Here is a 26,741-nt window from a genome sequence, read left to right on the forward strand (position 1 = left end):
ATGAAAAAACAGAGGGAACATTCTCTCTGTTTTTTGTGCGTTCAAAAGCAATTTCGGCTATAATGAAGCACAGAAACCATTTCGGAGGATGTAATGAAACTTAAAGAAATTATCGTTGTAGAAGGCAGAGACGATACGACAGCAATTAAGCGTGCAGTTGATGCTGACACAATCGAAACGAACGGTTCAGCTGTTTCACAAAAGACACTGGAGAAAATACGTCACGCCCAGGAAAAAAGAGGCGTTATCATTTTAACGGATCCGGATTACCCCGGGCAGCGTATCAGACAGATCGTGCAGGACGCTGTACCAGGATGCAAGCATGCTTTTATCGAAAAGCAGGATGCCCTGCGTAAAAAAGGACGCGGACTTGGCGTTGAGCATGCCTCACCTGATATTATCCGCCAGGCACTTAAGGATGCTCACCTCATGGCAGAGGAACCTGTCGAGCTGATTACAAAAGAGGATCTTGTAACAGCCGGACTCATTGGTGGACCAAAAGCAAAAGCCAGAAGAGAAAAACTTGGGGCTGAGCTTAAAATTGGTTATGTAAACGGTAAGCAGCTATACAACCGTCTGATGATGTTTGAAATCACAAAAGAAGACTTTGCTGAGGCGCTAAAGCGCATTTTACAGGAGGAAAATAATGAATAAAGATATTGCGACACCCGTCCGCACGAAGGAAATTATGCAAAAATACGGCTTCTCATTTAAAAAAAGTCTTGGACAGAACTTCCTGATCGACCCGAATATTCTCCAGAAAATCGTCGGTCATGCAGGGCTTACAAAAGAGCATGGCGCAATTGAAATCGGTCCCGGCATCGGCGCCCTCACTGAGCATCTGGCGCGCGCCTCAAAAAAGGTCGTCGCGTTTGAGATTGATCAGCGTCTGCTGCCGATTTTAGACGATACGCTATCGCCATACGATAATATCAAGATTCTTCACAAGGACGTGCTGAAAGCAGATGTGGAGCAGGTCATGATTGAAGAATTTGCCGATATTGAAGATGTAATGGTCGTTGCAAACCTTCCATACTACGTTACAACACCGATTATTCTAAAGTTGTTAATGGAAGACCTGCCGATTAAAGGACTTGTCGTCATGCTTCAAAAAGAAGTGGCAGATCGTATTGCCGCTAAGCCCGGAACAAAAAATTACGGGTCTCTTTCGATTGCGATTCAATACTACACAGAAGCTTCTACTGTCATGATTGTACCGAAAACCGTCTTTATTCCTCAGCCGAATGTAGATTCTGCTGTGATTAAATTAATAAAGCGCGACAAGCCGCCGGTTGAAGTAACAAATGAGGATTTCTTCTTCACTGTGACACGTTCTTCATTTGCACATCGCAGAAAAACGATTCTAAACAACATGACAAGCCAGCTGCCCGACGGTAAAGAAAAGAAAGAAGACATTCTTAAAGCGTTGGAACAGGCCGGTATTGAGCCTTCAAGACGTGGAGAGAGCCTTTCAATTCCTGAATTTGCAACGCTTGCGAATGCGTTGTATCCATATTTTTCATAAGGTTAAACTCCGGCTGCGTGCCGGGGTTTTTATTTTACGATATTCACCCCTCCAAATGCGGATGCATATAGTAACTGCATGGGCCGGATAGGAGGGTGAATGCCGGTGGATTGGATCAGTCAGCTGGTTGGACGGAAATCGTATCATTGTGACGTGGTTTTTGTAGTAGCTGCTGTTGAGGAGCGTGAGAAAGGTCAGTATGCCATCCTGTATGGAAGAGATATCAGACTCGTTGCGGATGCACCGGTTGAGGATCTCGAGCTGCTTGACGAGGAGCGCCTTGCAAAAGCAGACCGGCAAATGAAAGAAATGAAAGAGAACAGGGCGAAGTCGGCTGCAGAAAAAGAGAGAAAAACGGATGCTCTTTCATTTCATTTGCCTGGTCGCGTGCTGCACCTTGATGGTGATGAGCGTTATTTAAAGAAATGCCTAAAAATTTACAAAGATACCAACGTACCTCATATTGGCGTTCATTGTCCGGAAAAAGAAATGGCGGATCGCATTCAGGACCTCATTATCCGCTATCAGCCGCAAATTCTTGTGTTAACAGGGCACGACGCCTATTTGCCGGCACAGGGTAAAAAAAGTGACCTGAACGCTTACAGGCATTCATCTTCATTTGTAAATGCAGTAAGGAATGCCCGTAAAATCGTACCCTATCTTGATCAGCTGGTGATTTTTGCAGGTGCCTGTCAGTCTCACTTCGAATCCTTAATCTACGCAGGTGCCAACATTGCGAGCTCACCTCTGCGCGTCAATATTCATGCTCTTGACCCCGCCTACGCGGCAAGCATCATCAGTTATATGTCAATTCATTCAATGTTTACAGTCGAAGATATCCTTCCGCATACGCTCGCTGATGATAACGGAATCGGCGCAATTGAAACGCGCGGTGTCCTCAGAATCGGGATGCCTTACAAGAAAGAAATGTATGCAGAGACACAAAACGACAGCAGCTAAGCATTTTGACGGAATAAAAACATTGACATTCACTAAAGAGAATTGATAAAATGATTATTTTATTTGACCAAAACGTAATATTTTGGTATACTAATGTCAGTGAGGTGGAAGCGGAATGCCAAAAACGTTAGCTGATATTAAGAAAGCACTTGATGTGAATCTTGGAAAACGTCTATTGTTAAAAGCCAATGGTGGAAGACGCAAGACAATTGAGCGTTCAGGAGTTTTGACTGAAACATATCCTTCAATTTTTATTGTGGAGCTTGATCAGGACGAAAATGCTTTTGAACGGGTATCGTATAGCTACACCGATGTACTAACTGAAGCTGTTGAACTGACTTTTATTGAAGAAGGTTCAGAAGCTGCAAGCGTAAGTTAATGAAATCATAATGATTTTTTATGGGCGGTCTGCCCGGGTAACTGATTGTCAGTTGTCCGGGCAGACCGCCTTTTTGTTATTTCAAAAGAGCAATTGACGATTGATGGTACTTCATCCATAAGCTGCTTTTCATAATATAAGGTGCTTTGTGGCAGGTTAAGTGAGCATGACCAATTTAGAAAAGCGCAAGCGCCTTGAACAGAACCGACAAGCATAAGGCGACTTGAGAGAAATGGGTGACCTTTCGCATTTTCTCAAGGTGGCTTATGACTCGAGGGTCTAGGTGCTGAAGCTGGACATCACAGAAAAGCGTAAGCGCCTTGCACAGCTTCGACAAGCATAAGACGCGCTGAGAGAAACGGGTGACCTTTCCCGTTTTCTTAGGGTGGCTTATGACTCGAGGAGCTAGGCGCTGAAGCTGGACATCTAAGGGGGATGAAATCATGAGCAGAAGAAGAGGCGTAATGTCAGATCGGCTCAAGGAAGAAGTCGCCAAAGAACTCGGGATCTATGATACGGTACAGCAGGAAGGCTGGGGCGGCATTAAGTCCCGGGATGCTGGTAACATGGTAAAGCAGGCTATCAAAATGGCTGAGCGTCAGCTGGGAGACCAGTCTGAACCACGTTAACCGTAGTTGGTACATGCACATGAGGCCGTCCGGTGAGTGCCGGGCGGTTTTTTTGGTTGAGTTGGATGGATAAAGGTTATTTCGTTGGTATCTGGGGTTAGATTTGATGGTTTTGAGTAATTTGCCGGGCGTTATTTCGGCCTGGCGATTTGTTGCTTGAGCAGCAGGGTGGTAGAGGGACTTTATGTATCACCTTTTCGATTTTATCTATGACTTTTTGATTTATATCCATCACCTTTTTGAGTATTCGACTGTTAGGCTGTTTTGTGCAGATGTATCTGTCACCTTTCTAATTTTAACTATCATCTTTCAAGTAATTCCATCATCTTTTCACTTAATTCATCCCACGCTTCCGCAACAACCCCAATCCTGATGGTGCCACCGCATACGCCCCTAAACGCCTGCTTCCACTTTTCGTGGTTTATTGCTACAATAACTTCAATGACTTGAAGGAAGATTGAGGTGTGTGGATTTATGATGATGGTGAAAGCACCGGCGAAGATTAATCTTTCGCTGGATGTGCTCCATAAGAGGCCTGATGGGTTTCATGAGGTGGAGATGGTCATGACGACTGTGGATCTGGCTGATCGTATTGAGCTGGATGAGACGAAGGGGACGCGGATCCGGATTATCTCGCATGATCGTTTTGTACCGAGTGACCACAGGAATCTGGCGTATAAGGCAGCGGAAAAGCTGCAGAAGAAATACAACGTGAAAAAAGGTGTGGATATTACGATCCATAAGCAAATTCCGGTTGCAGCAGGGCTGGCTGGAGGCAGTAGTGACGCAGCTGCTGCTTTGAAGGGGTTAAACGAACTTTGGGAACTTGACCTTTCAAATGATGAGCTTGCTGAGGTTGGATCAGAGATCGGATCTGATGTGGCGTTTTGTATTTATGGCGGAACAGCGCTTGCGACGGGCAGAGGCGAGAAGATTCAGGAACTGCCGACCCCGCCAAAGTGCTGGGTGATTCTTGCAAAGCCATCGATCGGCGTATCGACAGCGGACATTTACCAGAACCTGAAGCTTGAAAAGGTCGATCATCCGAATACAGCTAAAATGGTACAGGCGATTGAAGAAGGAGATTATCAGGGTGTGTGTGATCACCTCGGTAATGCGCTTGAGTCTGTTACGCTTCAGCTATATCCGGAAGTGAAGCATATTAAAGAGCAGATGCAGCGTTTTGGGGCTGATGCAGTACTGATGAGCGGGAGCGGGCCGACTGTTTTCGGACTTGTGCAGTACGAATCAAAGGTCCACCGGGTTGTAAATGGCCTTCGCGGCTTTTGTGACCAGGTATTTGCGGTGAGAATGCTCGGCAGCCGGGCACCTCTTGCTTAAAAACGTACGATAATGATATAGTTACTATACATTATTCGGGTTTTGGGAGGTTTCACCGCATGAAAATTAAACGAAGTGAACGCCTGATTGATATGACACATTACTTATCGGAACATCCACGTGAACTGGTTTCGCTCACATTTTTTGCAGAGCGCTATTCCTCAGCTAAATCCTCGATTAGTGAAGATTTAGTGATTGTAAAAGAAACTTTTGAAAACAGAGGAATCGGCTCTTTGCAAACGGTACCGGGTGCAGCTGGCGGAGTGCGCTTTATCCCGGGCATTAAAAAGGAACAGGCAGAAGAAGCACTGCAGATTTTATCGGATCAGGTAAGTAAATCAGACCGGCTGCTGCCGGGTGGCTACTTATTTATGACGGATATTCTTGGAGATATTCATCTGATGAACTATGTTGGTAAGTTATTTGCAGGCGCATATGCCAATGAGCAGATTGATCTTGTCATGACAGTTGCGACAAAGGGAATCGGGATCGCGCACGCAGCAGCACGCTACCTTGGCGTGCCGGTGGTGGTAGCGAGACGGGACAGTAAAGTAACGGAAGGATCAACTGTCAGTATCAATTATGTGTCCGGCTCTTCTAAAAGAATTCAGACCATGGTGTTATCTAAAAGAAGTGTGAAGCAGGGTGCGAGAGTACTGATTGTCGATGATTTTATGAAAGCCGGCGGTACAGCGGCAGGGATGAAAAATCTACTTGAAGAATTTTCTGCCACTGTTGCAGGTACTGGAATTTTCATTGAATCGGAACAGGACTCTGAGGAACGCCTTGTAGAAGATTATATTTCACTGTTAAAATTGAGAAGTGTTGATGAAAAAGGCAAAACGATCCAGGTTGAAACAGGCAACTACTTTGACCGCGTATCTTCTTTCTTAAAACAGTAGCTGTATTAATGTCGATTAATTTTTTCACAGCTGATGATTGGAGCGTAAGGGGGCGACTCCTGCGGGAAAACGATCGTGAGAGACCCCGGAAGGCAGTGGTTTTCTGCCTGAGGTGGCTCAAGCGTTCGTCCGCGGAAAGCATCCCCCTGAAGTGGAAAGCATCAGCCAATGTGTAAGAGTTAAAATCATAAGGAGGCATTCACATGAAGTTTGTACAGACAGATCAGGCACCACAGGCAATTGGCCCTTATTCTCAAGGGATGGTAGTAAATAATATGTTTTACAGCTCAGGTCAGATTCCGCTGACACCTGAGGGTTCGCTTGTAGAAGGCAGTATTGAAGACCAGACACATCAGGTATTCAGTAACCTGAAGGCTGTACTTGAAGAAGCAGGTGCTTCATTCTCCACAGTAGTAAAAGTCATGGTTTTTCTGGATGACCTAAGTGATTTTAACGCAGTAAACGCGATTTACGCTGATTATTTCGGTGACCACCGTCCTGCACGCTCATGCGTAGAAGTATCTAAGCTGCCAAAAGGCGCAGGCATCGAAATTGAAGTCATTGCACTGGTTAAATAAGTAATCAAAAAGCTTTTTTCTGAGGGTGAGCAGCCTGATAGAAAAAAGCTTTTTTATTTTTTGGAAAATAATATGACTATTTCACTTTTCAGGTAGGGATATCGACCTTTCGTATAGAAGTAGTGGGGAGGCTTGTACTAGGGGGAGAAAGGTGGTGGAAATCAGTGGAAGTAACAGATGTGAGACTTAGGCGTGTGAGCTCGGATGGCAGGATGCGTGCGATCGCTTCCATTACGCTTGATGGAGTTTTTGTGGTGCATGATATCCGGGTCATTGACGGGAATAATGGATTATTTGTTGCAATGCCAAGTAAGCGGACGCCAGATGGTGAATTTAGAGATATAGCCCATCCGATCAATTCTGAGATGAGAGATATTATTCAGAGTTCGGTGCTGGCTGAATACCATCAGGACCATAGTGAACAATTAGAAATGACATATGAAGAAGCGGGTGCATAACAGCCCGGTACTTACCTGGATAAGGCTGAAGTAAAACAAGCCATAAAAAAGCGTACGATTTTGTCACATTGGCAGAATCGTACGCTTTTTATTTCTTAGGTCAATAGAAGGGGACGGTATTTCATATTGATAACAGATTCTTCTGAAATTACCGCTTTCCTTGAAATGAATGCGTTTTTGTAATATATTCAAAGTGGAAAAATGTTGACTGGAGGACCGGTAATGTCGAATCGATATGCGGTAATTTTAGCAGCGGGTCAAGGGACTCGTATGAAATCCAAATTATATAAAGTACTTCATCCTGTTTGTGGAAAGCCAATGGTTGAGCACGTGTTAGAACAGGTTAAGGAAGCAAATATGCAAGAAGTCATTACCGTTGTTGGTCATGGTGCTGAACTTGTTCAGTCCAAGCTTGAGGGTCGTTCGGAATTTGTTCTTCAGGCTGAGCAGCTGGGAACTGCCCACGCTGTTATGCAGGCGAAAGACCGTTTACAGGGAAAAGACGGTATCACTTTAGTCGTATGTGGTGACACGCCACTGATTACGACTGAAACGATGTCTTCGCTGATTCAGCATCATGAGGAACAACAGGCGAAGGCAACAATCCTGACAGCTCATGAAGACAATCCAGCGGGATATGGCCGTATCATCCGCGGGGAAGATGGTCTTGTAACAAAGATCGTTGAACACAAGGATGCAAACGAAGAAGAGCTTGCAGTGCAGGAAGTCAATACGGGTACGTACTGCTTCGATAACAAAGCGCTCTTTGAAACACTTGAAAAAGTAAATAATAACAATGCGCAGGGTGAATATTATCTGCCTGATGTGATTGAAATTCTGAAAAATGAAGGACAGGCAATTGCAGCATACCAGACGCCTTCATCAGATGAAACGCTTGGTGTAAATGACCGCGTGGCTTTATCAAAAGCAGAGCAGCTGATGCGCAAGCGAATCAATGAACAGCAGATGCGTAATGGGGTCACACTGATTGATCCTGCTTCTACTTATATTAGTGCTGATGCAGTGATTGGCAGTGATACGGTTGTTTATCCGGGGACTGTCATTGAAGGAAGCACTGTAATCGGCGTAGAATGTACAATTGGGCCAAACAGTGAAATCAAAGACAGCAAAATTGCAGACCGTACAGTGATTAAGCAGTCTGTCGTACATGACAGCGAGATCGGATCTGATGTAAACATCGGACCATTTGCGCACATTCGTCCGCAATCTGCAATTGCAGATGAAGTGAAGATCGGTAACTTTGTCGAAATCAAAAAAACACAGTTTGGTAAAGGCAGCAAAGCTTCTCATCTCAGCTATATTGGTGATGCAGAAGTCGGTTCAGGTGTGAACCTCGGCTGTGGATCGATCACTGTAAATTATGATGGACAAAAAAAGCATCTGACAAAGATTGAAGATGATGCGTTCATTGGCTGTAATTCAAATCTGATTGCACCTGTCACAATTGGAAAAGGTGCTTATGTTGCTGCGGGCTCTACGATCAACAAGGATGTACCGGGTGAAGCACTTTCAATCGCCCGTGCCCGTCAGGAAAATAAAGAAGGCTACGCTAAAAGAATCAACACTAAAAAATAACTGGAGGCTGTCATGTCTACTGAATATGCCAATTCTAAATTAAAAATCTTTTCACTGAATTCAAATCCCGGGTTAGCAGAGGATATTGCAGAGTCCATCGGTACAAAGCTTGGAAAGTGCTCAGTTACACGTTTCAGCGATGGCGAAATTCAAATTAATATCGAAGAAAGTATCCGTGGCTGTGATGTATTCGTTGTTCAATCGACTTCAAGTCCGGTTAATGAGAATCTGATGGAATTGTTAATCATGGTAGATGCACTGAAGCGTGCTTCTGCTAAAACGATTAACATCGTAATGCCTTACTATGGCTATGCGCGTCAGGACCGCAAAGCGCGTGCGCGTGAGCCGATCACTGCAAAGCTGATTGCAAACCTGCTTGAAACTGCAGGCGCTACACGCGTCATCACACTTGACCTGCATGCACCGCAGATTCAGGGCTTCTTTGATATCCTGATTGACCACCTGCGAGGCGTGCCGATTATCGCTGAATACTTTATGCAAAAGAACTTTAACCCTGATGAGCTGGTGATCGTTTCACCTGATCATGGTGGCGTAACACGTACACGTAAACTGGCAGAATATCTGAAGGCGCCAATCGCAATCATTGATAAGCGCCGTCCGAAGCCAAACGTATCAGAAGTCATGAACATCGTTGGTAACGTTGAAGGCAAGACTTGTATCCTGATCGATGACATCATCGATACAGCCGGTACAATTACACTTGCTGCAAACGCACTGATGGATGTAGGTGCAAAAGAAGTTTACGCAAGCTGTACACACCCTGTACTTTCAGGACCGGCAATGGAACGTATTAATTCCTCTGCCATCAAAGAATTGGTCGTTACAAACTCAATCGCACTGTCTGAAGAAAAACAGGGCGGTAAAATTGTAGAACTTTCAGTAGCAGGCCTGCTCGGCGAAGCCATCATCCGCGTATACGAGCAGCAATCTGTAAGTATGTTATTTGATTAAAAGAAACGTGCTAGCCCCTGCGAACCGGAGCTGGACAACATAGAAAAGCGTAAGCGCCTTGTTCAGCTCCGACAAGCATAAGACGCGCTGAGAGAAACGGGCGGTCTATCCCGTTTTCTCAGCGTGGCTTATGACTCGAAGAGCTAGGCGCTGAAGCTGGACAACATAGAAAAGCGTACTGGCCGCGTTAGACGAAATCCATACCGTAATCTGGACATACCACATTACACAAAAACAACAGACGTCCAGTACCGGGCGTCTGTTGTTTTTATATTCATTCAGTACCAAGAAGTCTGATTTAACACAGATTTCCAACAAAATTTCTAAACTTTTTGGGGTTTAAGCAGATGTTCGCGGGGTAATGTAATATATGGACATTTAAAATGAAAGCTTTGTGAAGGGTTTGTAGAATACGATCGGTTTTAAATGGATATTTACAGCCTGTTTCACAATGTTAAAAACCAAAATGAAATTAACTTTGGAAGGTGATTAGACATGAGTTCAGTACTAAAAGCAACGAAAAGAGACAGTTTTAAAAATTCGGATTTAACAGAGCTTCGCAATGTAGGGAAACTGCCTGCAGTTGTATACGGTTATAAAGTAGAAAATACAGCGATCTCAGTAGATGAGATTGATCTCGTTAAAACGATCCGTGAAGTAGGACGTAATGGAATTATTGAGCTTGATATCGAAGGCAACAAGCAAAATGTTGTACTAAGTGATTATCAGAGCGATTTCCTTAAAGATGAAATCATTCACGCAGACTTCCTTGCAGTCAACATGTCTGAGGAATTAACAGTAGATGTAGCAGTACACCTTGTTGGTGAAGCAGCTGGTGCAAAAGAAGGCGGCGTCGTACAGACTGTACTTCACGAGCTTTCAATCTCAGCGAAGCCAAATGACATTCCTGAATCATTCGAGGTAGATGTAACTGACCTTGAAATTGGTGAGTCATTCAGCGTTGAGGATCTACGCAGCAAATATGACGTAACAATCAACCATGAGGATGATGAAACAATTGTTTCTGTTCTTGCACCACGTACAGAGGAAGAAATTGAAGAGCTTGAAGAAGAAGCTGGTGCAGGTGAAGCCGGTGCTGAAAGCGGAGAAAGCACTGGAGATACAGAAGGCGAATCTGAAACAGTTGAAGAAAACGCATAAACCGATCAATCATTTATTGAGCGATGACAATCAGGCGCAACCTTTCTTGTGGAGGTTGCGCTTCTTATCGTTTAGAATAAGTAAGAGTATTGATATAAAAGATGTTTTAACGTATACAGAGGTGTAAATAATGAAATTAGTGATTGGTCTCGGAAATCCGGGGAAAACGTATGATAAAACAAAGCATAATATTGGTTTTGAAGTCATTGATGAACTCGCTCAGCGCTGGAACGCACCGCTTATGCAAAGTAAGTTTAATGGTGCATTCAGCAAAACAATTGTCAACGGTGAAAAAGTGATTTTACTGAAGCCGCTTACGTATATGAACCTGTCAGGGGAAAGTATCAGACCGCTAATGGACTATTTTCAGATTGACCCTCAGGATATTGTGGTCATTTATGATGACCTTGACCTTCCGATGGGGAAAATGCGTCTGCGTCAGAAAGGAAGCGCCGGTGGCCATAATGGGATTAAGAGTACGATTGCCCATTTAGGTTCACAGGAGTTCAACAGAATCCGGATCGGAATTGATCGTCCGCCACGCGGAATGAAGGTGCCGGATTACGTATTAAGCCGCTTTTCAAAAGAAGAATGGGCTGAAATGGAACTTGTCATTAAAAAAAGTGCGGACGCTTGCGAACGATTTTTAGAAAAGCCATTTTTAGAAGTGATGAATGAATTTAACGGTGCCTAGATGAATATCTTGTCGCGTTTCTGCTTATACTAGACTATCAGCAAAGACGTGAGGGGAGATGACAGGATTGGCTGTTCATTATCATTGCCGGCACTGCAGAAGTGAGATCGGCACAATCGATTCGCCGCTGATGGATGCAGAACGACTCGGTTTGCATACTCTTTCAGCAGAGGAGCGTCGAAACATGATATCCTATACAGAAGGACATGTTCATATCCAGACGATCTGTGAGGATTGCCAGGAGTCCCTTGAACGGAATCCGGATTTTCATGAACTGGATCAATTTATACAGTAAAAAGCTTTGGATGCTGATCCAAGGCATTTTTCTGTTTACATCCGGGAGGAGAACAACTTGAAAACGTTAGTAGACGGTTTATTACAAGACCAGCAAATCAGGTCTGTTATAGAAGATTTGGATCAGGAGCGCGGGGAGCAGCTGCTGTCAGGGCTCTCAGGATCCGCAAGAAGCACATTTATGGCAGCATTATATGAAAAATACAAGCGTCCAATGATGATTGTGACGCCTAATTTGCTGAGCGCTCAGAAATTATACGATGACCTTTCCCAGTCCATCGCCGAAGAAGCGCTTTATATGTATCCGGCCAATGAGCTGATTGCTGCTGAGATGAGTATTGCAAGCCCGGAGCTATTAGCTCAGCGGCTAGAAGCAATGAATCACCTCGCTGTAAATGGGCAGGGGGTTTATATTGTTCCAATGGCAGGTCTCAGAAAAATTGTGCCGCCGAAGGATCAGTGGGTTGATCACCAGTTCACCCTTACGATCGGAACGGATATCGATGTAGATCAGACGCTTCTTTCTCTGATCAAAATGGGTTATCATCGCGCGGATATGGTGAGCAGTCCGGGCGAGTTCAGTATGCGCGGCGGGATTCTTGATATTTATCCGCTGACTTCTGACCCTGTAAGAGTCGAACTCTTTGATACGGAAGTAGATTCAATCCGGACATTCTCAGCCGAGGACCAGCGTTCGATTGAAACGCTTCAGAATGTCGCGATCGGCCCTGCGAGTGAGCTGATTATGGAAGGCGAGACGCTTGGTAGAATCGCTGACGAACTGAGAGAGCGCCTGAAGACAAGTCTGAAAAAAGTGAAGAATAAAGCTGTTAAAGAAACGATGGCAGAGCAGACGGAATACGATATTCATTTACTTGAAAATGGCCGCAAGCCTGATCAACTATTTAAATATCAGTCTCTTGCCTATTCGAAGCCTGCAAGTCTTATTGATTACCTGCCTGAAGATGGCCTTGTGATGTTTGATGAGATCAGCCGTATTTTTGAAATGGATGAAACACTTGAGGCCGAAGAGGGAGACTGGATGGTATCACTCCTTGAAGAAGGAAAAATACTGCATGACATTCAGGTGTCACACAAGCTGTCCTCTCTGATGGCTGAAAAACACCAGAAAGTATATTTTTCTCTTTTTACAAGAAAAATTGCACATATGAATCCGAAAAAGGTTCATTCATTCTCCTGCAAGCCGATGCAGAGCTTCCACGGGCAGATGCACCTGCTAAAAGCAGAGATTGATAGATGGAAGAAAGGTAAATTCACAGTCGTGCTGCTTGCACCGGACGGACAGCGCCTTGATAAGTTTGAAAGAGTGCTGGCTGATTATGAGATTGATGCGGTGATTGTAAAAGAAGGAGAGCCACTCATCCCGAATACCGTACAGATTATCAGCGGCTCACTTCAGTCCGGCTTTGAATTGCCGATGAATAAGCTCGCTGTCATGACAGAAGAGGAATTATTCCGTCAGAAAACACGCAAGAAAAAGCGCCGTCAGAAGCTTTCAAACGCTGAGCGGATCAAGAGCTATTCTGAGCTGAAGGTCGGGGACTTTGTCGTTCACGTTAATCACGGGATCGGTAAATATCTCGGAATTGAAACGCTTGAGATCAATGGGCTTCATAAGGATTACTTAAATATTCACTATAAAGGGAATGATCAGCTGTACGTGCCGGTTGATCAGATTGACCTTGTGCAAAAATACGTCGGTTCTGAAGGTAAGGAGCCGAAGCTGTACAAGCTTGGCGGTTCTGAGTGGAAGCGCGTTAAGTCCAAAGTACAGTCGACAGTTGCAGATATTGCAGACGACTTAATCAAGCTTTATTCAGAACGCGAGACTGCAAAAGGCTACGGGTTCAGTGAAGATACTGCTGAACAGAGAGATTTTGAGGCGGCCTTTCCTTATTCTGAAACTGAGGATCAGCTGCGCTCGATTGAAGAAATCAAAAAGGATATGCAGCGTGACCGCCCAATGGACCGACTGCTGTGCGGTGATGTTGGTTACGGAAAGACAGAAGTCGCAATCCGCGCTGCCTTTAAAGCAGTAATGGATGGGAAACAGGTCGCAATCCTCGTACCGACAACCATCCTTGCCCAGCAGCACTATGAAACCATGATTGAACGCATGCAGGATTTCCCTATAAATGTTGGACTCATGAGCCGCTTCAGAACGAAGAAGCAGCAGGAAGAAACAATGAAGGGACTTGCATCAGGCACTGTTGATATTGTCGTCGGAACGCACCGATTGCTGTCAAAACAGATAAAATACCGTGATATCGGCCTGTTAATCATTGATGAAGAGCAGCGTTTTGGCGTAACACATAAAGAAAAGATCAAGCAGCTGAAAACGAATATTGATGTGCTGACACTGACAGCCACACCAATTCCACGTACGCTGCATATGTCGATGCTCGGTGTACGTGATCTCTCAGTCATTGAAACGCCGCCTGAGAACCGTTTCCCTGTACAGACTTACGTAATGGAATATAACGGTGCGCTGATCAGAGAAGCGATTGAACGTGAAATGGCCAGGAGCGGACAGGTTTATTTCCTTTACAACCGGGTTGAAGACATTACGAAGAAAGCGGATGAGATTGCTTCACTTGTACCGGATGCACGGGTAGCGGTCGCACATGGCCAGATGACAGAAACCGAGCTTGAATCTGTCATCTTCCAGTTCCTCGAAGGGGAGTATGACGTGCTTGTGACGACTACAATCATTGAGACAGGTGTCGACATTCCGAACGTGAACACACTGATCGTCTTTGACGCAGACCGCATGGGGCTATCGCAGCTTTATCAGCTGAGAGGACGCGTCGGCCGTTCAAACCGCGTGGCGTACGCTTACTTCACTTACCGGAAAGACAAAGTCCTGACTGAAGTAGCTGAGCAGCGTCTGCAATCTATTAAAGAGTTCACAGAGCTCGGTTCAGGCTTTAAAATCGCCATGCGTGACTTGAGTATCCGAGGAGCCGGAAACCTGTTAGGTGCCCAGCAGCACGGCTTCATTGACTCAGTCGGATTTGACCTGTACTCTCAGATGCTGAAAGATGCGATTGAAGAACGTAAAGAGCAGCTGCCTGGCGTCCAGTCAGAGGACAGCCGTGAAAAGCAGCAGGCAGTTGAAATTGATCTGGATATTAAACAGGATGCCTATATTCCTGAAAGCTATATTCCGGATGGCCATCAGAAAATTGAGATGTATAAGAAGTTCCGCGGTCTGAAAACGATTGATGAGGTCATTGAACTGAAAGATGAAATGATTGACCGCTTCGGTGATTATCCGGATGAGGTTCACAACCTGTTCCAGATCGCTGAAATCAAAGCATATGGTTATGAAGTCGGTCTTGAAACCATTAACCAGACAAAAGATGAAGTGAAAATTGAGCTGAGTGAAGGCGGAACGCAGAAAATAGACGGCGCCAAAGCCTTTGATATAACGAATGAATACAAGCGTAATGTAGGGCTTGGCTTTGAAAATAACAGACTGAAAATCACCTTTAAAATAAAAGGACAGAAGCCTGAATCATGGTTTTCAATGATCCATCACGTACTTTCGCGTCTGCCTGAAACACTGAAAGAATCTGCTTAATGTGACTTTCTTTTACAAAAACTTTTAATCCATCGTATAAATCTGCGGATATACCCGATACTATCGTTAAAAGCAGCTGTAAAAGAAGGAGAGAGTCCGATGAAAGCAACTGGTATAGTCAGACGGATAGATGACTTGGGGCGCGTTGTTATCCCAAAGGAGATCAGACGTACATTAAGGATCCGTGAAGGAGATCCGCTTGAAATCTTTGTGGATCGTGATGGTGAGATCATTCTGAAAAAATACTCACCGATCCACGAGCTTGGAAATTTTGCAAAAGAATATGCAGAATCCCTATATGACAGCCTGCATCATGCTGTATTAATCTGTGATCGCGATCACTTTATTGCAGTAGCGGGAGCTTCGAAAAAAGAGTTTTTAAACCGCAGAATCAGCTCTCATACTGAAGAGATGATGGATGCGAGGAAAACAATGATGAAAGAAGAAGCATTTTCGATGGAGCTTGTTGAGCATAATGAAGAGGATCTCGCTTCGCTTGCTGCCTCTCCGATTATTGCTTCAGGCGATCCAATCGGTGCAGTGCTTATCTTTTCAAAGGATCACGCGCTGACAGAGGTGGATCTGAAGGTATGTGAAACAGCTGCACGTTTTTTAGGGCGTCAGATGGAAACTTAACCATAGCCGGTTCGCCGGATATGGTTTTTTTTAGATGTGGCCAGGTGTGTGGGCGGTGCGGGTAATTGGTTCATGGGCGGGGATATTTGTAACAGCTCCGGTCGTAATTGGATTACCTTTCAGGTTAATTGGATCACAGCCAATTTCGAGCGGCGGATTTGGCTCAGCGCCTGGGGGAATTGAATCAACACACAGTTTAATTGAATCACCGACCCGGGGAATTGAACGTCCAACTATGGCACGCTGACGCAAGTCCCCCCTAAACCCGCCAAGTTCCCAGCAAATATGACCTGAAAAGACATTCCCGCTCCCCTTTGATATAATAAATATCAGTGAAAGTGATCGAAGTGAAAGAGAGGACAGCCGAATGTCGCAGGCTTCTCAGACAATGATGAAAGGCGCAGCAATTTTGACATTTGCTGCGCTGTTTTCGAAAATACTCAGCGCACTCTACAGGGTTCCGTTTCAAAACCTGACAGGGGACACGGGGTTTTATATTTATCAGCAGGTTTATCCATTTTATGGGCTGTTTATTGCCCTTTGTACATATGCTTTTCCAGTTATGGTCTCTAGCATTTTAATTGAGCATCAGAGAGAGCGTGAACGTGTGTTAAAGGTTCTCACATTATTTTTAGCAGGCGTTGGGCTTGTGTGGTTTGCTGTCTTATATACAGGGGCCGGGCTGATCGCAGCTTTTATGGGGGACTCAGAGCTCGAGCCTTTAATTAAGCTTTCTGCGTGGCCATTCTTACTGCTGCCGGTGTTATCAGCCGGCAAGGGATGGTTCCAGTCAGCTGGAAATATGGTACCTTCAGCTGTTGCCCAGGTGACCGAGCAGACGATCCGCGTGGTTGCGATTATCGGGGCTGCATTTGTCTTAACGAGTGCGGGTGCTTCACTGTATACGGTAGGGGAAGGTGCGGTGATTGGTTCAATCGCAGGCGTCGCAGCCGGTGCCGGGATGCTGATTTTCCTCATACGAAAGCAGCTCTTTCAAAAGAAAGAACGGCTGACTTTTAAAAAGGGAGACGTCAGCCTTTTAAGAGTACTTCTTGTCAGAGGGACAGCTATTGCAATGGTCAGTATGCTGCTTGTGCTTTATCAGCTGGTGGATGCACTCAATGTGTATGCACTGCTCACAGGCTATACCGGTGATGCTGATCAGGCGAAGGTGTTAAAAGGGATTTATGACAGAGGTCAGCCAATCGTACAGATGGGTGTGGTTGCAGCAACTTCACTCTCTTTAGCCATCGTGCCGGTCATTGCTTCAGATTATGAGCGGAAAAGGCTCAGTGATGTGAAGCAAAAAGCTTTCCTTGCAGTCAAAACCGGCATTGTGTTCGGTGCTGCTGCAACCGTTGGGTTAATCACGATTATGAAGCCGCTCAACCAGTTTTTATTTCAAAATGAAGATGGCTCAGGTGTACTGTCTATTTTTGCAGCATCGGTCTTTTTAACATCCGTCATTGTAACGATCAACGCCGTACTGCAGGGAACCGGGAGTTATCATACAGCCGCCTGGACTGCAGCAGGGAGCTTAGTGTTAAAATACGGTTTAAATATGCTGCTAGTCCCATTCTACGGTATAGCAGGAGCAGCGGCCGCGACCGTATTATCACTGATCGCAGTAGCGGCCGTACTGATTATAAAAGTGGGTAAAAAAATCGGTTTAAGGCTGTATGGGCCCTTTTATGTAAGCCTTGCATCCGGCCTGACCGTGATGGCAGCAGGTGTCACACTTCTACTGCTTATATGGACACCTGAAACAAGGCTTTCATCAGGACTTGTTTCAACCATTGCGGCGATCACTGGAGCATATTTGTTCTTCAGGATCAGCTGGTCAAGCCTTTTCACAACACAGGAGCACGGTCAGATTCCGCTTGGATATAAGATTGACCGCTTATTCAGAAAGACAACAAAAGGGGGCAGATCATCTTGAATCACATTACAGTTATCGGTCTTGGTGCAGGAGATCTAAATCAGCTGCCGCTTGGCATTTATAAAAAACTGACAGCAGCAGATAAGCTGTATGTCCGTACTGCAGAGCATCCTGTGCTGAATGAACTGTCAGCAGAAGGCGTCACCTATGAATCGTTTGACCAAATCTATGAATCACACGACCGTTTTGAAGACGTCTACGCTGAGATTACTGAAAAGCTTGTTCAGCTTGCTGAATCTGCGCCTGTACTCTACGCAGTGCCCGGGCACCCGCTCGTTGCAGAGCAGACGGTTCAAAATTTGCTTGCACTTGAAAAAGCAAACCGCATTACCTTAACTATAGAAGGCGGTCAAAGCTTCCTGGATCCACTATTTACAGCGGCAGGTTTTGATCCTGTTGACGGCTTTCAGCTCCTTGATGGTACTGCACTTGTCAGTGAATCCATCAATCCGGGACAGCACGTCATTATCGGTCAGGTATATGACAGCATGACAGCTTCTGATGTGAAGCTTGAATTGATGAAGAAGTATCCTGATGAACACGTGGTAAAAGTTGTGACCGCAGCGGGTTCGAAGGCTGAGGAAATCCGGGAAGTAAAGCTTTATGAGCTTGATCATGGGCTGGCACTTTCAAACCTGACAAGCGTCTATGTACCGCCACTTGAAAAAGAAGAAGATTTCTATGGTGAGTTCTCAAAGCTGAGAGAAATCATTTCAATTTTAAGAAGTCCGGTAGGCTGCCCGTGGGATCGTGAACAGACGCATGAATCACTGAAGCGTTATCTCATTGAAGAGACATATGAATTCCTTGAAGCTGTTGACCGCGGTGATATTGACGAAATGATTGACGAGCTTGGCGACGTCCTGCTTCAGGTCATGCTGCATGCACAGGTTGGGGAAGATGATGGCTACTTTAATATCAGAGACGTGATTCAGGGCGTTTCAGCTAAAATGGTTCGCCGTCACCCGCATGTGTTTGCAGATGCTGAAGCAGAGACAGCGGAAGACGTGACGGACGCTTGGCAGCAGATTAAGCATGAAGAAAAAGGCGGTGTCCCTTCAAGGCTGCTTGAAAATGCCGGAAGCGGACTACCTGCACTGATGCAGGCGTATGAAATTCAGAAGAAGGCTGCAAAAGCAGGCTTTGACTGGGACGACCAAACAGATGCATGGGATAAGTTTGAGGAAGAGTGGCAGGAGTTTCAGGAAGAAGTCGCAAATGGTGACAAGCCTGCAAGCCTGCGGGAATTCGGTGACGTGCTTTTTGCGCTCGTCAATGTTTCGAGGTTTCACGGTATTTATCCTGAAGAAGCCCTGACGATGGCCAATCAGAAATTTATCAGCCGTTTTCAATTTGTAGAAGACAGGGTAAATGAATCAGGAAAACCATTTAAAGCATTCAGCCTGGGAGAGCTTGATGAGTTCTGGAAAAAGGCGAAAAAACACGGACTGTAAAAGGAGTCGATCGTATGCGTTTAGATAAATTTTTAAAAGTGTCCCGTTTAATTAAACGGAGAACACTCGCTAAGGAAGTGGCTGATCAGGGCCGCATCCAGATCAACGGTCACACAGCAAAAGCAAGTGCCACAGTAAAAGAAGGCGACGAGCTTGTGATTCGTTTCGGACAGCGTGTCGTGACGCTGTCAGTAGACCGGCTGATGGAAACAACGAAAAAAGAAGAAGCCGGCACGATGTATACAATTAAAAAAGAAGAGCGTGTAAACGAATAATCAATCTCCACCCGGCATAAAATGAGCTAAGGTTTCAATTCTTATGCGGGGTGAAGACATGCCAATTGAACAAAAACATCAGGATCACGAAGTCCGTATGATCGGAAGACTCGAGCTGTCAGTGACCGGTGTCAAACAGCTCGAAAGCTTTGATCAGGACGAGTTTTTGATTGAAACAGTGGAAGGGATGCTCTCAATCAAAGGGAGCGGCATGAAGCTAGTGAATCTGGACCTTGATAAAGGCATCGTTTCTTTAAAAGGAAAGGTCGATGATATTTTATACCTGGACAGTACAGCCCGGGAACCCTCAAAGGGGCTGCTTGGAAAACTGTTTAAATGATTGTAGAAGAGCAGCTCCGGATTTTTCTCAGTATGATGGCTGCAGGGATGTTTGTCGGATTTTGCGTTACGTTTTACGAGCGTTTTATCACCAGGGGGAAAAAGGGCGTCTGGCGCTTCTTCCCTGATCTTCTGTTCTGGCTTGGACAGGCACTCATTGTTTTCCTCCTGCTATTTCAACTGAATGGGGCCGAACTGCGTTTTTATATGCTGGTGGCACTTTTGGGAGGCTTCATGCTTTACTGGAAGCTTGCAAGACGACTGATTCTCCGTATATTCAACTGGCTTTCCTGGCTGACAAGGACCATTCTTACGATCCTCTTTCTGCCTTTTAAATGGATATGGGCTATAATCATGCTGTTGTTAACCGTGATTTTGCGGCTGCTTGCATTCATAACTAGGCCTTTTCACCCTATTTCACAGTTTCTTCAAAAAAAATGGTCAATTCTTGCGAAAAAGATAAAATTATGGCTTAATCTGTTATATAATAGGGGATAAATATATGGAGCCTGCATGTACTAGTTGAAATAGCAGAAGGAGGTAAGCAGTTATTATGGGGAAGCCGCGCGTAAGATCGATTGAAAATCAATACACAGCAGCACATGAAAGAAAAGAACATAACAGAAAATCACACAAAAAAAGATTAGCCAGGCGCCTGACTGCTTTTTTCACCATGGCAGCCGTTGTCAGCGGCGTGCTCATTTCTTCAATGGTTACGCAGGCCAGCGTATTAGAAGACAAGCAGAATGAGAAATCACAGCTTGAGCAGAAAATTGTCGAACTCGATAAGCAGGAAGAAAATCTGCGAAATGAGATTGTAAAGCTCAATGATGATGAATACATAGCCAAACTTGCACGAAGAGACTATTTTCTTTCAGACAGTGGAGAAATCATTTTCACAATCCCTGAAGATCAGCCAACTGCCAAAAAAGAGCAGAACGATACGGAAGAGTAGTGCATATGATAAAATAAAAACAGCAGATTGAGTGTCACGATGTTGACACTCTTTTTTCTGTTTGGCTATAATGGGAAGTAAGGTCTATTTTTTATTTATTCTAAGGAGGATCATTTTTTTTATGTCAATCGAAGTAGGCAGCAAAGTAAAGGGTAAAGTGACTGGGATCACTAATTTTGGGGCATTTGTTGAATTGCCTGGCGGTTCAACAGGGCTAGTACACATCAGTGAAGTTGCGGATAATTATGTCAAGGACATCAATGACCATCTGACAGTTGGGGACGAAGTTGAAGTGAAGGTCCTGAACGTAGAAAGCGATGGCAAGATTGGCTTATCAATCCGTAAAGCGAAGGACCAGCCACAGCAAAGTCAAAGTCGCCCTCGACCAAATCGTGGAAACGATCAGCGCGGCGGTGGCCGTGGAGGAAATGCCGGTGGACCACCACGCGGAGAGAATTTTGAACAAAAGATGGCTCGTTTCCTCAAGGATAGTGAAGACCGTCTGACTTCTCTTAAGCGTCACACAGAATCAAAACGCGGTGGACGCGGAGCGAAAAAAGGTTAATAGCTGCCGAAAGTATTTTATAGAAGGCATCAATTACAGTGATCATACGATAGATAATCGGCGTGCATGCACGCCGGTTTTTTTGTGTTTGTTTTAGAAAATGAGAGGGTGCAGTAGCAATGATAAAGATGCCCTGGGCGCTTATGCTTTTCGAGTAAAAAAGAGGAATTGCTTATCTGACGTCGAAATTTATTCAGTAGGATCATTGAGGAAGAATAAAAATGACAGTTGATGAATGGCTTGATGAACACAACCAGCATTATTTTTCATGGCTTGAGGATTTAAGAGGAATGGACAGCACAGCGTTCTTCCAGCCGATTGCAGAAGGGAAATGGTCACCGGCAGCAATCGTGATGCATATGGCTGCCTGGGATCACTACACGCTTGATGACCGGATTCCACAAATCAGCGAAGGGGCTATACTTGATAAATTTCCTGATTTTCAAAAGTTCAATGAACAGTCGTGGAAAAAAGCAGACAGCGGACTCACTCAAAATGACATTATCGACGAAGCCAGAAATGAACGGGAACTTTTAATGGAGACAGTTCGTACAATGGATAAGGACAAGCTTCATGCGTCGTTTTCAATTGGTGATCATGCAATGACAACAGCAGGATATATTACAAGGTTTTCAGGACATGACCGTCATCATATGAAGCAGATAAACTAGTAAAGGAGTGTTCGGGCTGATGGATATTGTAGGGCTGGTCGCAATTGTAATGGTGTTTTCAATTCCGCTGACCGCGATTTTAACGAGTCACTTTCGCAGTCAGGCACGCTCAAAGTACGAGATCATCGATAAGCAGCTGGAGCTTGAGAAGTTAAAACATGAGAATTATATGCTTGAAACGGAAAAGCTGCGTCTTGAACTGGATTTACGACAGGGGATTAAGATGGAAGATGATTATAAGCGGTTGAGTTAGAGGGTTGCAGACAGTGCGGGGTGGGACTCCGTGCTGTTTTTGTTTTTGGACTGAGCTGATGGAAGGTGGATAGGAGGTGAGAATGGGAATTTGGGTCACATTCGAGATTTTTCTCGACACATTCTTGGATTCCCGGATCAGACACTGGGTTTTTCGAGTCACATTTTTTCAGACCGGAGATTTTCAATTCATATTACTCATATCCCGGGTCATACCCCTGAAATTTAGAGTCACATTCAAACTATTTCAGATCACATTCGCCGGCGCCAACACGATATGCTAACGGATTCTATACAAAAACAGAAAAAGGCGCCCGTTTCTCACTCCGCGACTTATGCCTTTCGGAGCTGAACGAGCGCCTTCCACTTTTCTAAATGACCCGTACGGGATTCGAACCCGTGTTACCGCCGTGAAAGGGCGGTGTCTTAACCACTTGACCAACGGGCCTCGTATGGTGGCGGCAGAGGGGATCGAACCCCCGACCTCACGGGTATGAACCGTACGCTCTAGCCAGCTGAGCTACGCCGCCATTAATGAAGCACAAGTTATATAATACATAGCGCGTCAATAAGTGTCAATATCTTTTTAAAAAATACTGAGGTCCGCTAAAGCAGGAATCCGTCGAACGTTTTTTGATGTGTGAAACGTTTTTTTGACAAACTCCTCTGTTCTGTTCTTTTTATAATAAGCGCAATAAGAAATGAAGGAGTGGACCTGCTAGATGGCAAATGTGCATGAAGCAAACTTCGAACTAACAAACGCTCTATCACTCAAGAGAACCCGTAAAAAGGAAGCCAGGAAAGTAAACGTGATGAAATGGCTGTATGAAAAAGGGATCTTTCATCTTTTAGCAGGGGTCATGCTCGGTCGCGCGGTGGTGATGCTGCAGTTTATGCCGTTTGCACTTCCGTTTTTTGCAGCGGTGATGATCATGCAACGTCAGAAAGCGCCGCACACATTTGCCGGGTTAACAGCAGGAGCGGCTGCGCTTGGTATGCTGCCGGCTTTATACACAGCAACCATTTTGCTGATGTACTATATTAGCTTTGGTCTATTAAGGAAGTACACTGGCAACCAGTTTGTTGCGGCAGGGCTTGCAGCTGGTGTGACGGGTGTGGTGAAAACCGGTTACGTCTGGGCGGTTCAGCCGCTTACCTGGATGGAAGGCTTCTATATTCTGGCTGAGGCAGCGATGACCGGTGTGCTGCTGTTAATCTTCCTGCAGAGCTTTCTTGTGCTGACAAAAGGGAGAAGGAGTGCTTATTCACATGAAGAGCTTGTCGCGCTTTCTGTACTTGCCGCTTCTGTTGCGCTTGGACTGACCGGGCTGATAGCAGGGGACCTTGTGATCAGTCATATTGCTGCGCGCTATGTGGTGCTTGCTGCCGCCTTAGCTGCAGGTGCACTTGTCGGTTCTACTGCAGGCGTTGTGATTGGGCTATTATTCTGTCTGGCTTCATTTGCATTTATCCCGGAAGTGGCGCTGCTAGCGGTTGCCGGTTTGCTTGGCGGTTTATTGAAGTCCGGGGGAAGGGTGGGCGTTGTGATCGGCTTGATGCTTGCGACCATGCTGACGGGTTTAATGATGGAGAATGCTTTGCGCCTGGAGTTTTCATTATATGAATCCGCCGTTGCTGCTTTACTGCTTTTTATCACGCCGGGGAGCTGGGTGCGTGCACTCGCACGTCATATTCCGGGGTCTGAGGAGTATGCAGAAGAACAACAGCTTTATGCGAAAAGTGTGCGTGATGTGACAGCTGAAAAGGTAGAGCATTTCTCAACCATGTTTAAAAAGCTGTCTGACAGCTTTTCTGATATAGAGCCTGCAGCGGAGAATCCAGGAGCAGCTGATGAAATGATTGGAAGCGTATCGAAATATACGTGTGATCAATGCTTCAGAAAAGAATTCTGCTGGTCTGAGCATTTTGAGCGTACATATGAGTGGATGAGTGTACTTGCTGAGCGGGGAGAACCCGAGCCCGGCTGGAAATCGCACTGCGTCAAATCTGCGCTGATGGAAAAGGAATTTGACAGGTATCATCAGGAAAAGGCTGTGAATCAGCTGATGCAGCAGCATATGAAAGAAGGAAACCGTTTTGTAGCAAGGCAGCTTTCCGGCCTTGCAGATGTGATGAGTGAGTTTGCAAGCGAACTGCAGCGTGAGACCCGTGAAAATGGTGAGCAGGAGGAAAAAATACTGCAGGAGCTTGAGTCATATGGGGTTCGTGCAGATCAAATAGATATTCATTGTCTTGAAGCAGGAAGGGTGGACATGGATGTGCTGCTTCCGTTTCAGGAAAAGCATGGTGAATGTGACAAGCTGATTGCGCCGATGCTGTCATCTATTTTGCAGGAAACGGTCATTGTGCATCAAAAAGGTGATCTGCCGCCTCCATACTACGGCACTACTGCAACGTTCAGGTCAGCTAAAGCTTTTCATGTCACCTCAGGCATTGCCCATGCAGCTTATGCAGGCGGACTGATCTCAGGGGACAGCTGTGCGGCAATTCCGATTCATGAGGGGAAGTTTGCCGCTGCGATTTGTGACGGAATGGGCAATGGTGAAAAGGCGCGTGAGGAGAGTGAAGAAACGATTGGCCTTTTAGAGGAAATGCTGAGGGCGGGAATTGAAGAAGAGCTTGCGATTAAATCAGTTAATTCCATATTAACGGCTAAAAGAACGAGTGAGATGTATTCGACGGTGGATCTGGTAATGATTGATCTGCAGCATGCAAGGGCAAGGTTTTTAAAAGTGGGTGCTGTGCCGAGCTATGTGAAGCGCGGAAAACAGATACAGATGATTGAAGCTGCAAACCTGCCGCTCGGGTTCTTTCATGAAATGGAGATGGATGTGCTGGAGCACCAGTTAAAGTCAGGGGATATGCTGTTTATGCTGAGTGATGGATTAATTGACGGGCTGCGTTCCATTGAGAATCCTGAACGCTGGATGAGGCGTCAAATCGCAGAGCTTGTCACAACGGACCCGCAGGAGGCGGCTGACTTACTTGTAGAAGCGGCTGTCCGTGCAGCGGGGGGATCAATCAATGATGACATGACCGTTGTGGCTGTGAAAATTGACCACCAGGTGCCAAAGTGGGCTGCCATTCCATTAAGGAGAAGTGCCGGTTAGTTATTTGCATGACCCGTCCGATCTTCCTGTATACTAAAAAGAAATAGAACAGGAAAGGGTATGGGAATGAATGACTTTCGTTTAACAGTGAAGGCATACTGCGACAAACACGGGATGGTGTCTAAAGGAGATAAAGTACTGATTGGGGTTTCAGGGGGACCTGATTCACTCGCGCTCCTTCATTTCTTCAGTGAAGTGAGATCTGACTTGAATGTGGAAGCTGTTCATGTGGATCATGGGCTAAGGGGGAGCTCAGGTTCAGATGCAGCTTATGTAGAGGCGTATTGCAGGCAGCGCCGGATACCTTTTCACCTTTTAAAAGCGGATGTGAAAGGCAGAATGAAAGAGACTGGTGAAGGCGTGCAGGAAGCAGCGAGAAAAGTACGCTATGACTATTTCAAAAAGCTGATGGAGGAAACGGGCGCTGATGTCATGATGGTCGGTCAGCACGCAGATGATCAGGTGGAAACGATTCTTTTCAGGCTTACGCGCGGAACATCCATACGCGGAGCTGCTGGAATTCTCCCTGTCAGACCTTTTGCGGCTGGAAAAATGGTGCGTCCATTTTTATCAGTGACGAAAGCTGAAATCGAACAATATTGTGAACAGCATCACTTAATCCCGAGAAGAGATCCGACAAATGAAAGTGATGCGTATACGAGAAATAGGCTGAGAAGACACGTGATTCCATTATTAAAAAAAGAAAATCCACTTTTGCATGAAGCCTTCGAACGCTTTTCTGAAGAGCTTAGTGAGGACAATGCCTGGCTTGAGCAGGAAGCTGGGAAAGCACTTGAAGAGGTCTGCGTGGAAAAATCACGTGAACGCTTCCACCTGTCTATAGAAAAATTTCGTACTTATGGTCTTCCTTTACAAAGAAGAATGATTCATCTAATATTGAATTATCTGTATGCAAAAGTACCCACATCATTATCTTCTGCGCATACGCGCGCGATACTGGAGCTGCTGAAACAAGCGCATCCTTCCGGGGATCTTCACCTGCCTGAATCATTGACTATAACCCGTTCTTATCATGACGGTTATTTTCATTTTCAGCGTGAAATACATGACGCTGCCTACACTTATTCAATTGATAAGGAGCAGCAGATTGATCTTCCTGATGGGCACTGCCTTGAGGTGCAGACTGGTGAAATCGTGCCGGATAAGCCGTACCATGATCTTTATTATGTATCTGAATCATTCATACCGCTGACGGTTAGAAGCCGTAGGGATGGAGATAAGATACGGCTGCCTGATGGCAAAGGATCAAAGAAGATAAAGGATGTCTTCATAGAAAAGAAAGTACCTCTGAAGCAGCGAAGTCAGCATCCAATTGTGACAGCTGCCGATGGAAGTGTACTTTGGATTCCGGGACTGCGTAAAGCACCGTCCGACGGAAAACCAGCTGCATATACGTTAATTTACTATTAA

Annotated in this window: 27 protein-coding genes and 2 tRNA genes; 27 read left to right on the top strand and 2 right to left on the bottom strand. The window is 45.3% G+C overall.

Going from position 1 to position 26,741, the window contains the following annotated elements; all coding sequences use genetic code 11:
• Positions 1 to 93: 93 nt before the first annotated feature.
• The 25 genes from rnmV to LG330_RS00420 all read left to right on the top strand — a co-directional run bounded on the left by rnmV (position 94) and on the right by LG330_RS00420 (position 22,180).
• Positions 94 to 654: a ribonuclease M5 gene (rnmV, locus tag LG330_RS00300; RefSeq protein ID WP_404406618.1), complete on the top strand. Its 561-nt coding sequence runs from the start codon at positions 94 to 96 to the stop codon at positions 652 to 654.
• Positions 647 to 1,525, top strand: a complete 879-nt coding sequence (rsmA, locus tag LG330_RS00305; protein WP_404406620.1) for a 16S rRNA (adenine(1518)-N(6)/adenine(1519)-N(6))-dimethyltransferase RsmA — start codon at positions 647 to 649, stop codon at positions 1,523 to 1,525. The genes rnmV and rsmA overlap by 8 nt, the downstream gene beginning before the upstream one ends.
• Before the next feature lie 99 nt (positions 1,526 to 1,624).
• Complete coding sequence (gene yabG / locus LG330_RS00310) at positions 1,625 to 2,485, top strand: sporulation peptidase YabG (RefSeq protein WP_407936087.1); 861 nt, start codon at positions 1,625 to 1,627, stop codon at positions 2,483 to 2,485.
• A 115-nt stretch (positions 2,486 to 2,600) separates the two neighbouring features.
• The gene (gene veg, locus LG330_RS00315; protein WP_041120769.1) at positions 2,601 to 2,864 is read left to right on the top strand and encodes a biofilm formation stimulator Veg; all 264 of its coding nucleotides are present in this window, start codon (positions 2,601 to 2,603) and stop codon (positions 2,862 to 2,864) included.
• 443 nt (positions 2,865 to 3,307) lie between these two features.
• A complete protein-coding gene (locus tag LG330_RS00320) occupies positions 3,308 to 3,493 on the top strand; it encodes a small, acid-soluble spore protein, alpha/beta type (protein ID WP_404406625.1) in 186 nt (61 codons plus the stop codon).
• A gap of 474 nt (positions 3,494 to 3,967) precedes the next feature.
• A complete protein-coding gene (gene ispE, locus LG330_RS00325) occupies positions 3,968 to 4,834 on the top strand; it encodes a 4-(cytidine 5'-diphospho)-2-C-methyl-D-erythritol kinase (RefSeq protein WP_404406627.1) in 867 nt (288 codons plus the stop codon).
• Positions 4,835 to 4,893: 59 nt separating this feature from the next.
• The gene (gene purR, locus LG330_RS00330) at positions 4,894 to 5,736 is read left to right on the top strand and encodes a pur operon repressor (protein ID WP_404406629.1); all 843 of its coding nucleotides are present in this window, start codon (positions 4,894 to 4,896) and stop codon (positions 5,734 to 5,736) included.
• Positions 5,737 to 5,939: 203 nt separating this feature from the next.
• Positions 5,940 to 6,314: a RidA family protein gene (locus tag LG330_RS00335; protein ID WP_404406631.1), complete on the top strand. Its 375-nt coding sequence runs from the start codon at positions 5,940 to 5,942 to the stop codon at positions 6,312 to 6,314.
• Positions 6,315 to 6,478: 164 nt separating this feature from the next.
• The gene (gene spoVG / locus LG330_RS00340) at positions 6,479 to 6,772 is read left to right on the top strand and encodes a septation regulator SpoVG (protein ID WP_404406633.1); all 294 of its coding nucleotides are present in this window, start codon (positions 6,479 to 6,481) and stop codon (positions 6,770 to 6,772) included.
• A 222-nt stretch (positions 6,773 to 6,994) separates the two neighbouring features.
• Positions 6,995 to 8,368 (top strand): bifunctional UDP-N-acetylglucosamine diphosphorylase/glucosamine-1-phosphate N-acetyltransferase GlmU, encoded by a 1,374-nt coding sequence (gene glmU / locus LG330_RS00345; RefSeq protein ID WP_404406635.1) that lies wholly within the window; start codon positions 6,995 to 6,997, stop codon positions 8,366 to 8,368.
• A 12-nt stretch (positions 8,369 to 8,380) separates the two neighbouring features.
• Positions 8,381 to 9,340 (top strand): ribose-phosphate diphosphokinase, encoded by a 960-nt coding sequence (locus LG330_RS00350; protein ID WP_404406637.1) that lies wholly within the window; start codon positions 8,381 to 8,383, stop codon positions 9,338 to 9,340.
• Positions 9,341 to 9,835: 495 nt separating this feature from the next.
• Positions 9,836 to 10,501, top strand: coding sequence for a 50S ribosomal protein L25/general stress protein Ctc (locus LG330_RS00355; protein ID WP_404406639.1), 666 nt, complete (start codon positions 9,836 to 9,838; stop codon positions 10,499 to 10,501).
• Positions 10,502 to 10,631: 130 nt separating this feature from the next.
• Positions 10,632 to 11,195: an aminoacyl-tRNA hydrolase gene (pth, locus tag LG330_RS00360; protein WP_404406641.1), complete on the top strand. Its 564-nt coding sequence runs from the start codon at positions 10,632 to 10,634 to the stop codon at positions 11,193 to 11,195.
• A gap of 67 nt (positions 11,196 to 11,262) precedes the next feature.
• Positions 11,263 to 11,490, top strand: coding sequence for an anti-sigma-F factor Fin family protein (locus LG330_RS00365; protein WP_041120779.1), 228 nt, complete (start codon positions 11,263 to 11,265; stop codon positions 11,488 to 11,490).
• A 57-nt stretch (positions 11,491 to 11,547) separates the two neighbouring features.
• Complete coding sequence (gene mfd / locus LG330_RS00370; protein ID WP_404406644.1) at positions 11,548 to 15,093, top strand: transcription-repair coupling factor; 3,546 nt, start codon at positions 11,548 to 11,550, stop codon at positions 15,091 to 15,093.
• A gap of 99 nt (positions 15,094 to 15,192) precedes the next feature.
• Entirely contained in the window at positions 15,193 to 15,729 is a 537-nt protein-coding gene (gene spoVT, locus LG330_RS00375; RefSeq protein WP_404406646.1) for a stage V sporulation protein T, read from the top strand.
• 367 nt (positions 15,730 to 16,096) lie between these two features.
• Entirely contained in the window at positions 16,097 to 17,668 is a 1,572-nt protein-coding gene (locus LG330_RS00380) for an oligosaccharide flippase family protein (RefSeq protein WP_404406648.1), read from the top strand.
• Positions 17,665 to 19,122 (top strand): nucleoside triphosphate pyrophosphohydrolase, encoded by a 1,458-nt coding sequence (gene mazG, locus LG330_RS00385; protein WP_404406650.1) that lies wholly within the window; start codon positions 17,665 to 17,667, stop codon positions 19,120 to 19,122. Before LG330_RS00380 ends, mazG begins: the two co-directional genes overlap by 4 nt.
• 14 nt (positions 19,123 to 19,136) lie before the next feature.
• Entirely contained in the window at positions 19,137 to 19,397 is a 261-nt protein-coding gene (locus LG330_RS00390; RefSeq protein WP_404406652.1) for an RNA-binding S4 domain-containing protein, read from the top strand.
• A gap of 58 nt (positions 19,398 to 19,455) precedes the next feature.
• Positions 19,456 to 19,737: a sporulation protein YabP gene (gene yabP, locus LG330_RS00395; RefSeq protein WP_404406654.1), complete on the top strand. Its 282-nt coding sequence runs from the start codon at positions 19,456 to 19,458 to the stop codon at positions 19,735 to 19,737.
• A complete protein-coding gene (gene yabQ, locus LG330_RS00400; protein ID WP_404406656.1) occupies positions 19,734 to 20,234 on the top strand; it encodes a spore cortex biosynthesis protein YabQ in 501 nt (166 codons plus the stop codon). Before yabP ends, yabQ begins: the two co-directional genes overlap by 4 nt.
• 55 nt (positions 20,235 to 20,289) lie before the next feature.
• Complete coding sequence (locus LG330_RS00405) at positions 20,290 to 20,691, top strand: septum formation initiator family protein (RefSeq protein ID WP_404406658.1); 402 nt, start codon at positions 20,290 to 20,292, stop codon at positions 20,689 to 20,691.
• Positions 20,692 to 20,812: 121 nt separating this feature from the next.
• Complete coding sequence (locus LG330_RS00410; protein WP_404406660.1) at positions 20,813 to 21,256, top strand: S1 domain-containing RNA-binding protein; 444 nt, start codon at positions 20,813 to 20,815, stop codon at positions 21,254 to 21,256.
• Between the two features lie 221 nt (positions 21,257 to 21,477).
• Entirely contained in the window at positions 21,478 to 21,927 is a 450-nt protein-coding gene (locus tag LG330_RS00415; protein ID WP_404406662.1) for a DinB family protein, read from the top strand.
• Between the two features lie 19 nt (positions 21,928 to 21,946).
• Complete coding sequence (locus tag LG330_RS00420) at positions 21,947 to 22,180, top strand: hypothetical protein (RefSeq protein WP_404406664.1); 234 nt, start codon at positions 21,947 to 21,949, stop codon at positions 22,178 to 22,180.
• Between the two features lie 375 nt (positions 22,181 to 22,555).
• Here LG330_RS00420 and LG330_RS00425 read toward each other — a convergent pair.
• Both LG330_RS00425 and LG330_RS00430 read right to left on the bottom strand, forming a co-directional pair.
• A tRNA-Glu gene (locus tag LG330_RS00425) sits at positions 22,556 to 22,627 on the bottom strand.
• A 5-nt stretch (positions 22,628 to 22,632) separates the two neighbouring features.
• Positions 22,633 to 22,709 (bottom strand) — tRNA-Met (locus LG330_RS00430).
• A gap of 192 nt (positions 22,710 to 22,901) precedes the next feature.
• Between LG330_RS00430 and spoIIE the strand changes: the two genes are divergently transcribed.
• Entirely contained in the window at positions 22,902 to 25,310 is a 2,409-nt protein-coding gene (spoIIE, locus tag LG330_RS00435; protein WP_404406666.1) for a stage II sporulation protein E, read from the top strand.
• A gap of 66 nt (positions 25,311 to 25,376) precedes the next feature.
• Positions 25,377 to 26,741: a tRNA lysidine(34) synthetase TilS gene (tilS, locus tag LG330_RS00440; RefSeq protein WP_404406668.1), complete on the top strand. Its 1,365-nt coding sequence runs from the start codon at positions 25,377 to 25,379 to the stop codon at positions 26,739 to 26,741.

Source organism: Jeotgalibacillus malaysiensis (genome assembly GCF_044789845.1).
GTDB classification, from domain to species: Bacteria; Bacillota; Bacilli; order Bacillales; family Jeotgalibacillaceae; genus Jeotgalibacillus; species Jeotgalibacillus malaysiensis_A.

Excerpts from the sequence above, each read along its gene's own strand:
- rnmV (WP_404406618.1), top strand. The coding sequence starts at position 94 with ATGAAACTTAAAGAAATTATCGTTGTAGAAGGCAGAGACGATACGACA.
- rsmA (WP_404406620.1), top strand. The coding sequence starts at position 647 with ATGAATAAAGATATTGCGACACCCGTCCGCACGAAGGAAATTATGCAA.
- yabG (WP_407936087.1), top strand. The coding sequence starts at position 1,625 with ATGCCGGTGGATTGGATCAGTCAGCTGGTTGGACGGAAATCGTATCAT.
- veg (WP_041120769.1), top strand. The coding sequence starts at position 2,601 with ATGCCAAAAACGTTAGCTGATATTAAGAAAGCACTTGATGTGAATCTT.
- LG330_RS00320 (WP_404406625.1), top strand. The coding sequence starts at position 3,308 with ATGAGCAGAAGAAGAGGCGTAATGTCAGATCGGCTCAAGGAAGAAGTC.
- ispE (WP_404406627.1), top strand. The coding sequence starts at position 3,968 with ATGATGATGGTGAAAGCACCGGCGAAGATTAATCTTTCGCTGGATGTG.
- purR (WP_404406629.1), top strand. The coding sequence starts at position 4,894 with ATGAAAATTAAACGAAGTGAACGCCTGATTGATATGACACATTACTTA.
- LG330_RS00335 (WP_404406631.1), top strand. The coding sequence starts at position 5,940 with ATGAAGTTTGTACAGACAGATCAGGCACCACAGGCAATTGGCCCTTAT.
- glmU (WP_404406635.1), top strand. The coding sequence starts at position 6,995 with ATGTCGAATCGATATGCGGTAATTTTAGCAGCGGGTCAAGGGACTCGT.
- LG330_RS00350 (WP_404406637.1), top strand. The coding sequence starts at position 8,381 with ATGTCTACTGAATATGCCAATTCTAAATTAAAAATCTTTTCACTGAAT.
- LG330_RS00355 (WP_404406639.1), top strand. The coding sequence starts at position 9,836 with ATGAGTTCAGTACTAAAAGCAACGAAAAGAGACAGTTTTAAAAATTCG.
- pth (WP_404406641.1), top strand. The coding sequence starts at position 10,632 with ATGAAATTAGTGATTGGTCTCGGAAATCCGGGGAAAACGTATGATAAA.
- spoVT (WP_404406646.1), top strand. The coding sequence starts at position 15,193 with ATGAAAGCAACTGGTATAGTCAGACGGATAGATGACTTGGGGCGCGTT.
- LG330_RS00380 (WP_404406648.1), top strand. The coding sequence starts at position 16,097 with ATGTCGCAGGCTTCTCAGACAATGATGAAAGGCGCAGCAATTTTGACA.
- LG330_RS00390 (WP_404406652.1), top strand. The coding sequence starts at position 19,137 with ATGCGTTTAGATAAATTTTTAAAAGTGTCCCGTTTAATTAAACGGAGA.
- yabP (WP_404406654.1), top strand. The coding sequence starts at position 19,456 with ATGCCAATTGAACAAAAACATCAGGATCACGAAGTCCGTATGATCGGA.
- yabQ (WP_404406656.1), top strand. The coding sequence starts at position 19,734 with ATGATTGTAGAAGAGCAGCTCCGGATTTTTCTCAGTATGATGGCTGCA.
- LG330_RS00405 (WP_404406658.1), top strand. The coding sequence starts at position 20,290 with ATGGGGAAGCCGCGCGTAAGATCGATTGAAAATCAATACACAGCAGCA.
- LG330_RS00410 (WP_404406660.1), top strand. The coding sequence starts at position 20,813 with ATGTCAATCGAAGTAGGCAGCAAAGTAAAGGGTAAAGTGACTGGGATC.
- LG330_RS00415 (WP_404406662.1), top strand. The coding sequence starts at position 21,478 with ATGACAGTTGATGAATGGCTTGATGAACACAACCAGCATTATTTTTCA.
- LG330_RS00420 (WP_404406664.1), top strand. The coding sequence starts at position 21,947 with ATGGATATTGTAGGGCTGGTCGCAATTGTAATGGTGTTTTCAATTCCG.
- spoIIE (WP_404406666.1), top strand. The coding sequence starts at position 22,902 with ATGGCAAATGTGCATGAAGCAAACTTCGAACTAACAAACGCTCTATCA.
- tilS (WP_404406668.1), top strand. The coding sequence starts at position 25,377 with ATGAATGACTTTCGTTTAACAGTGAAGGCATACTGCGACAAACACGGG.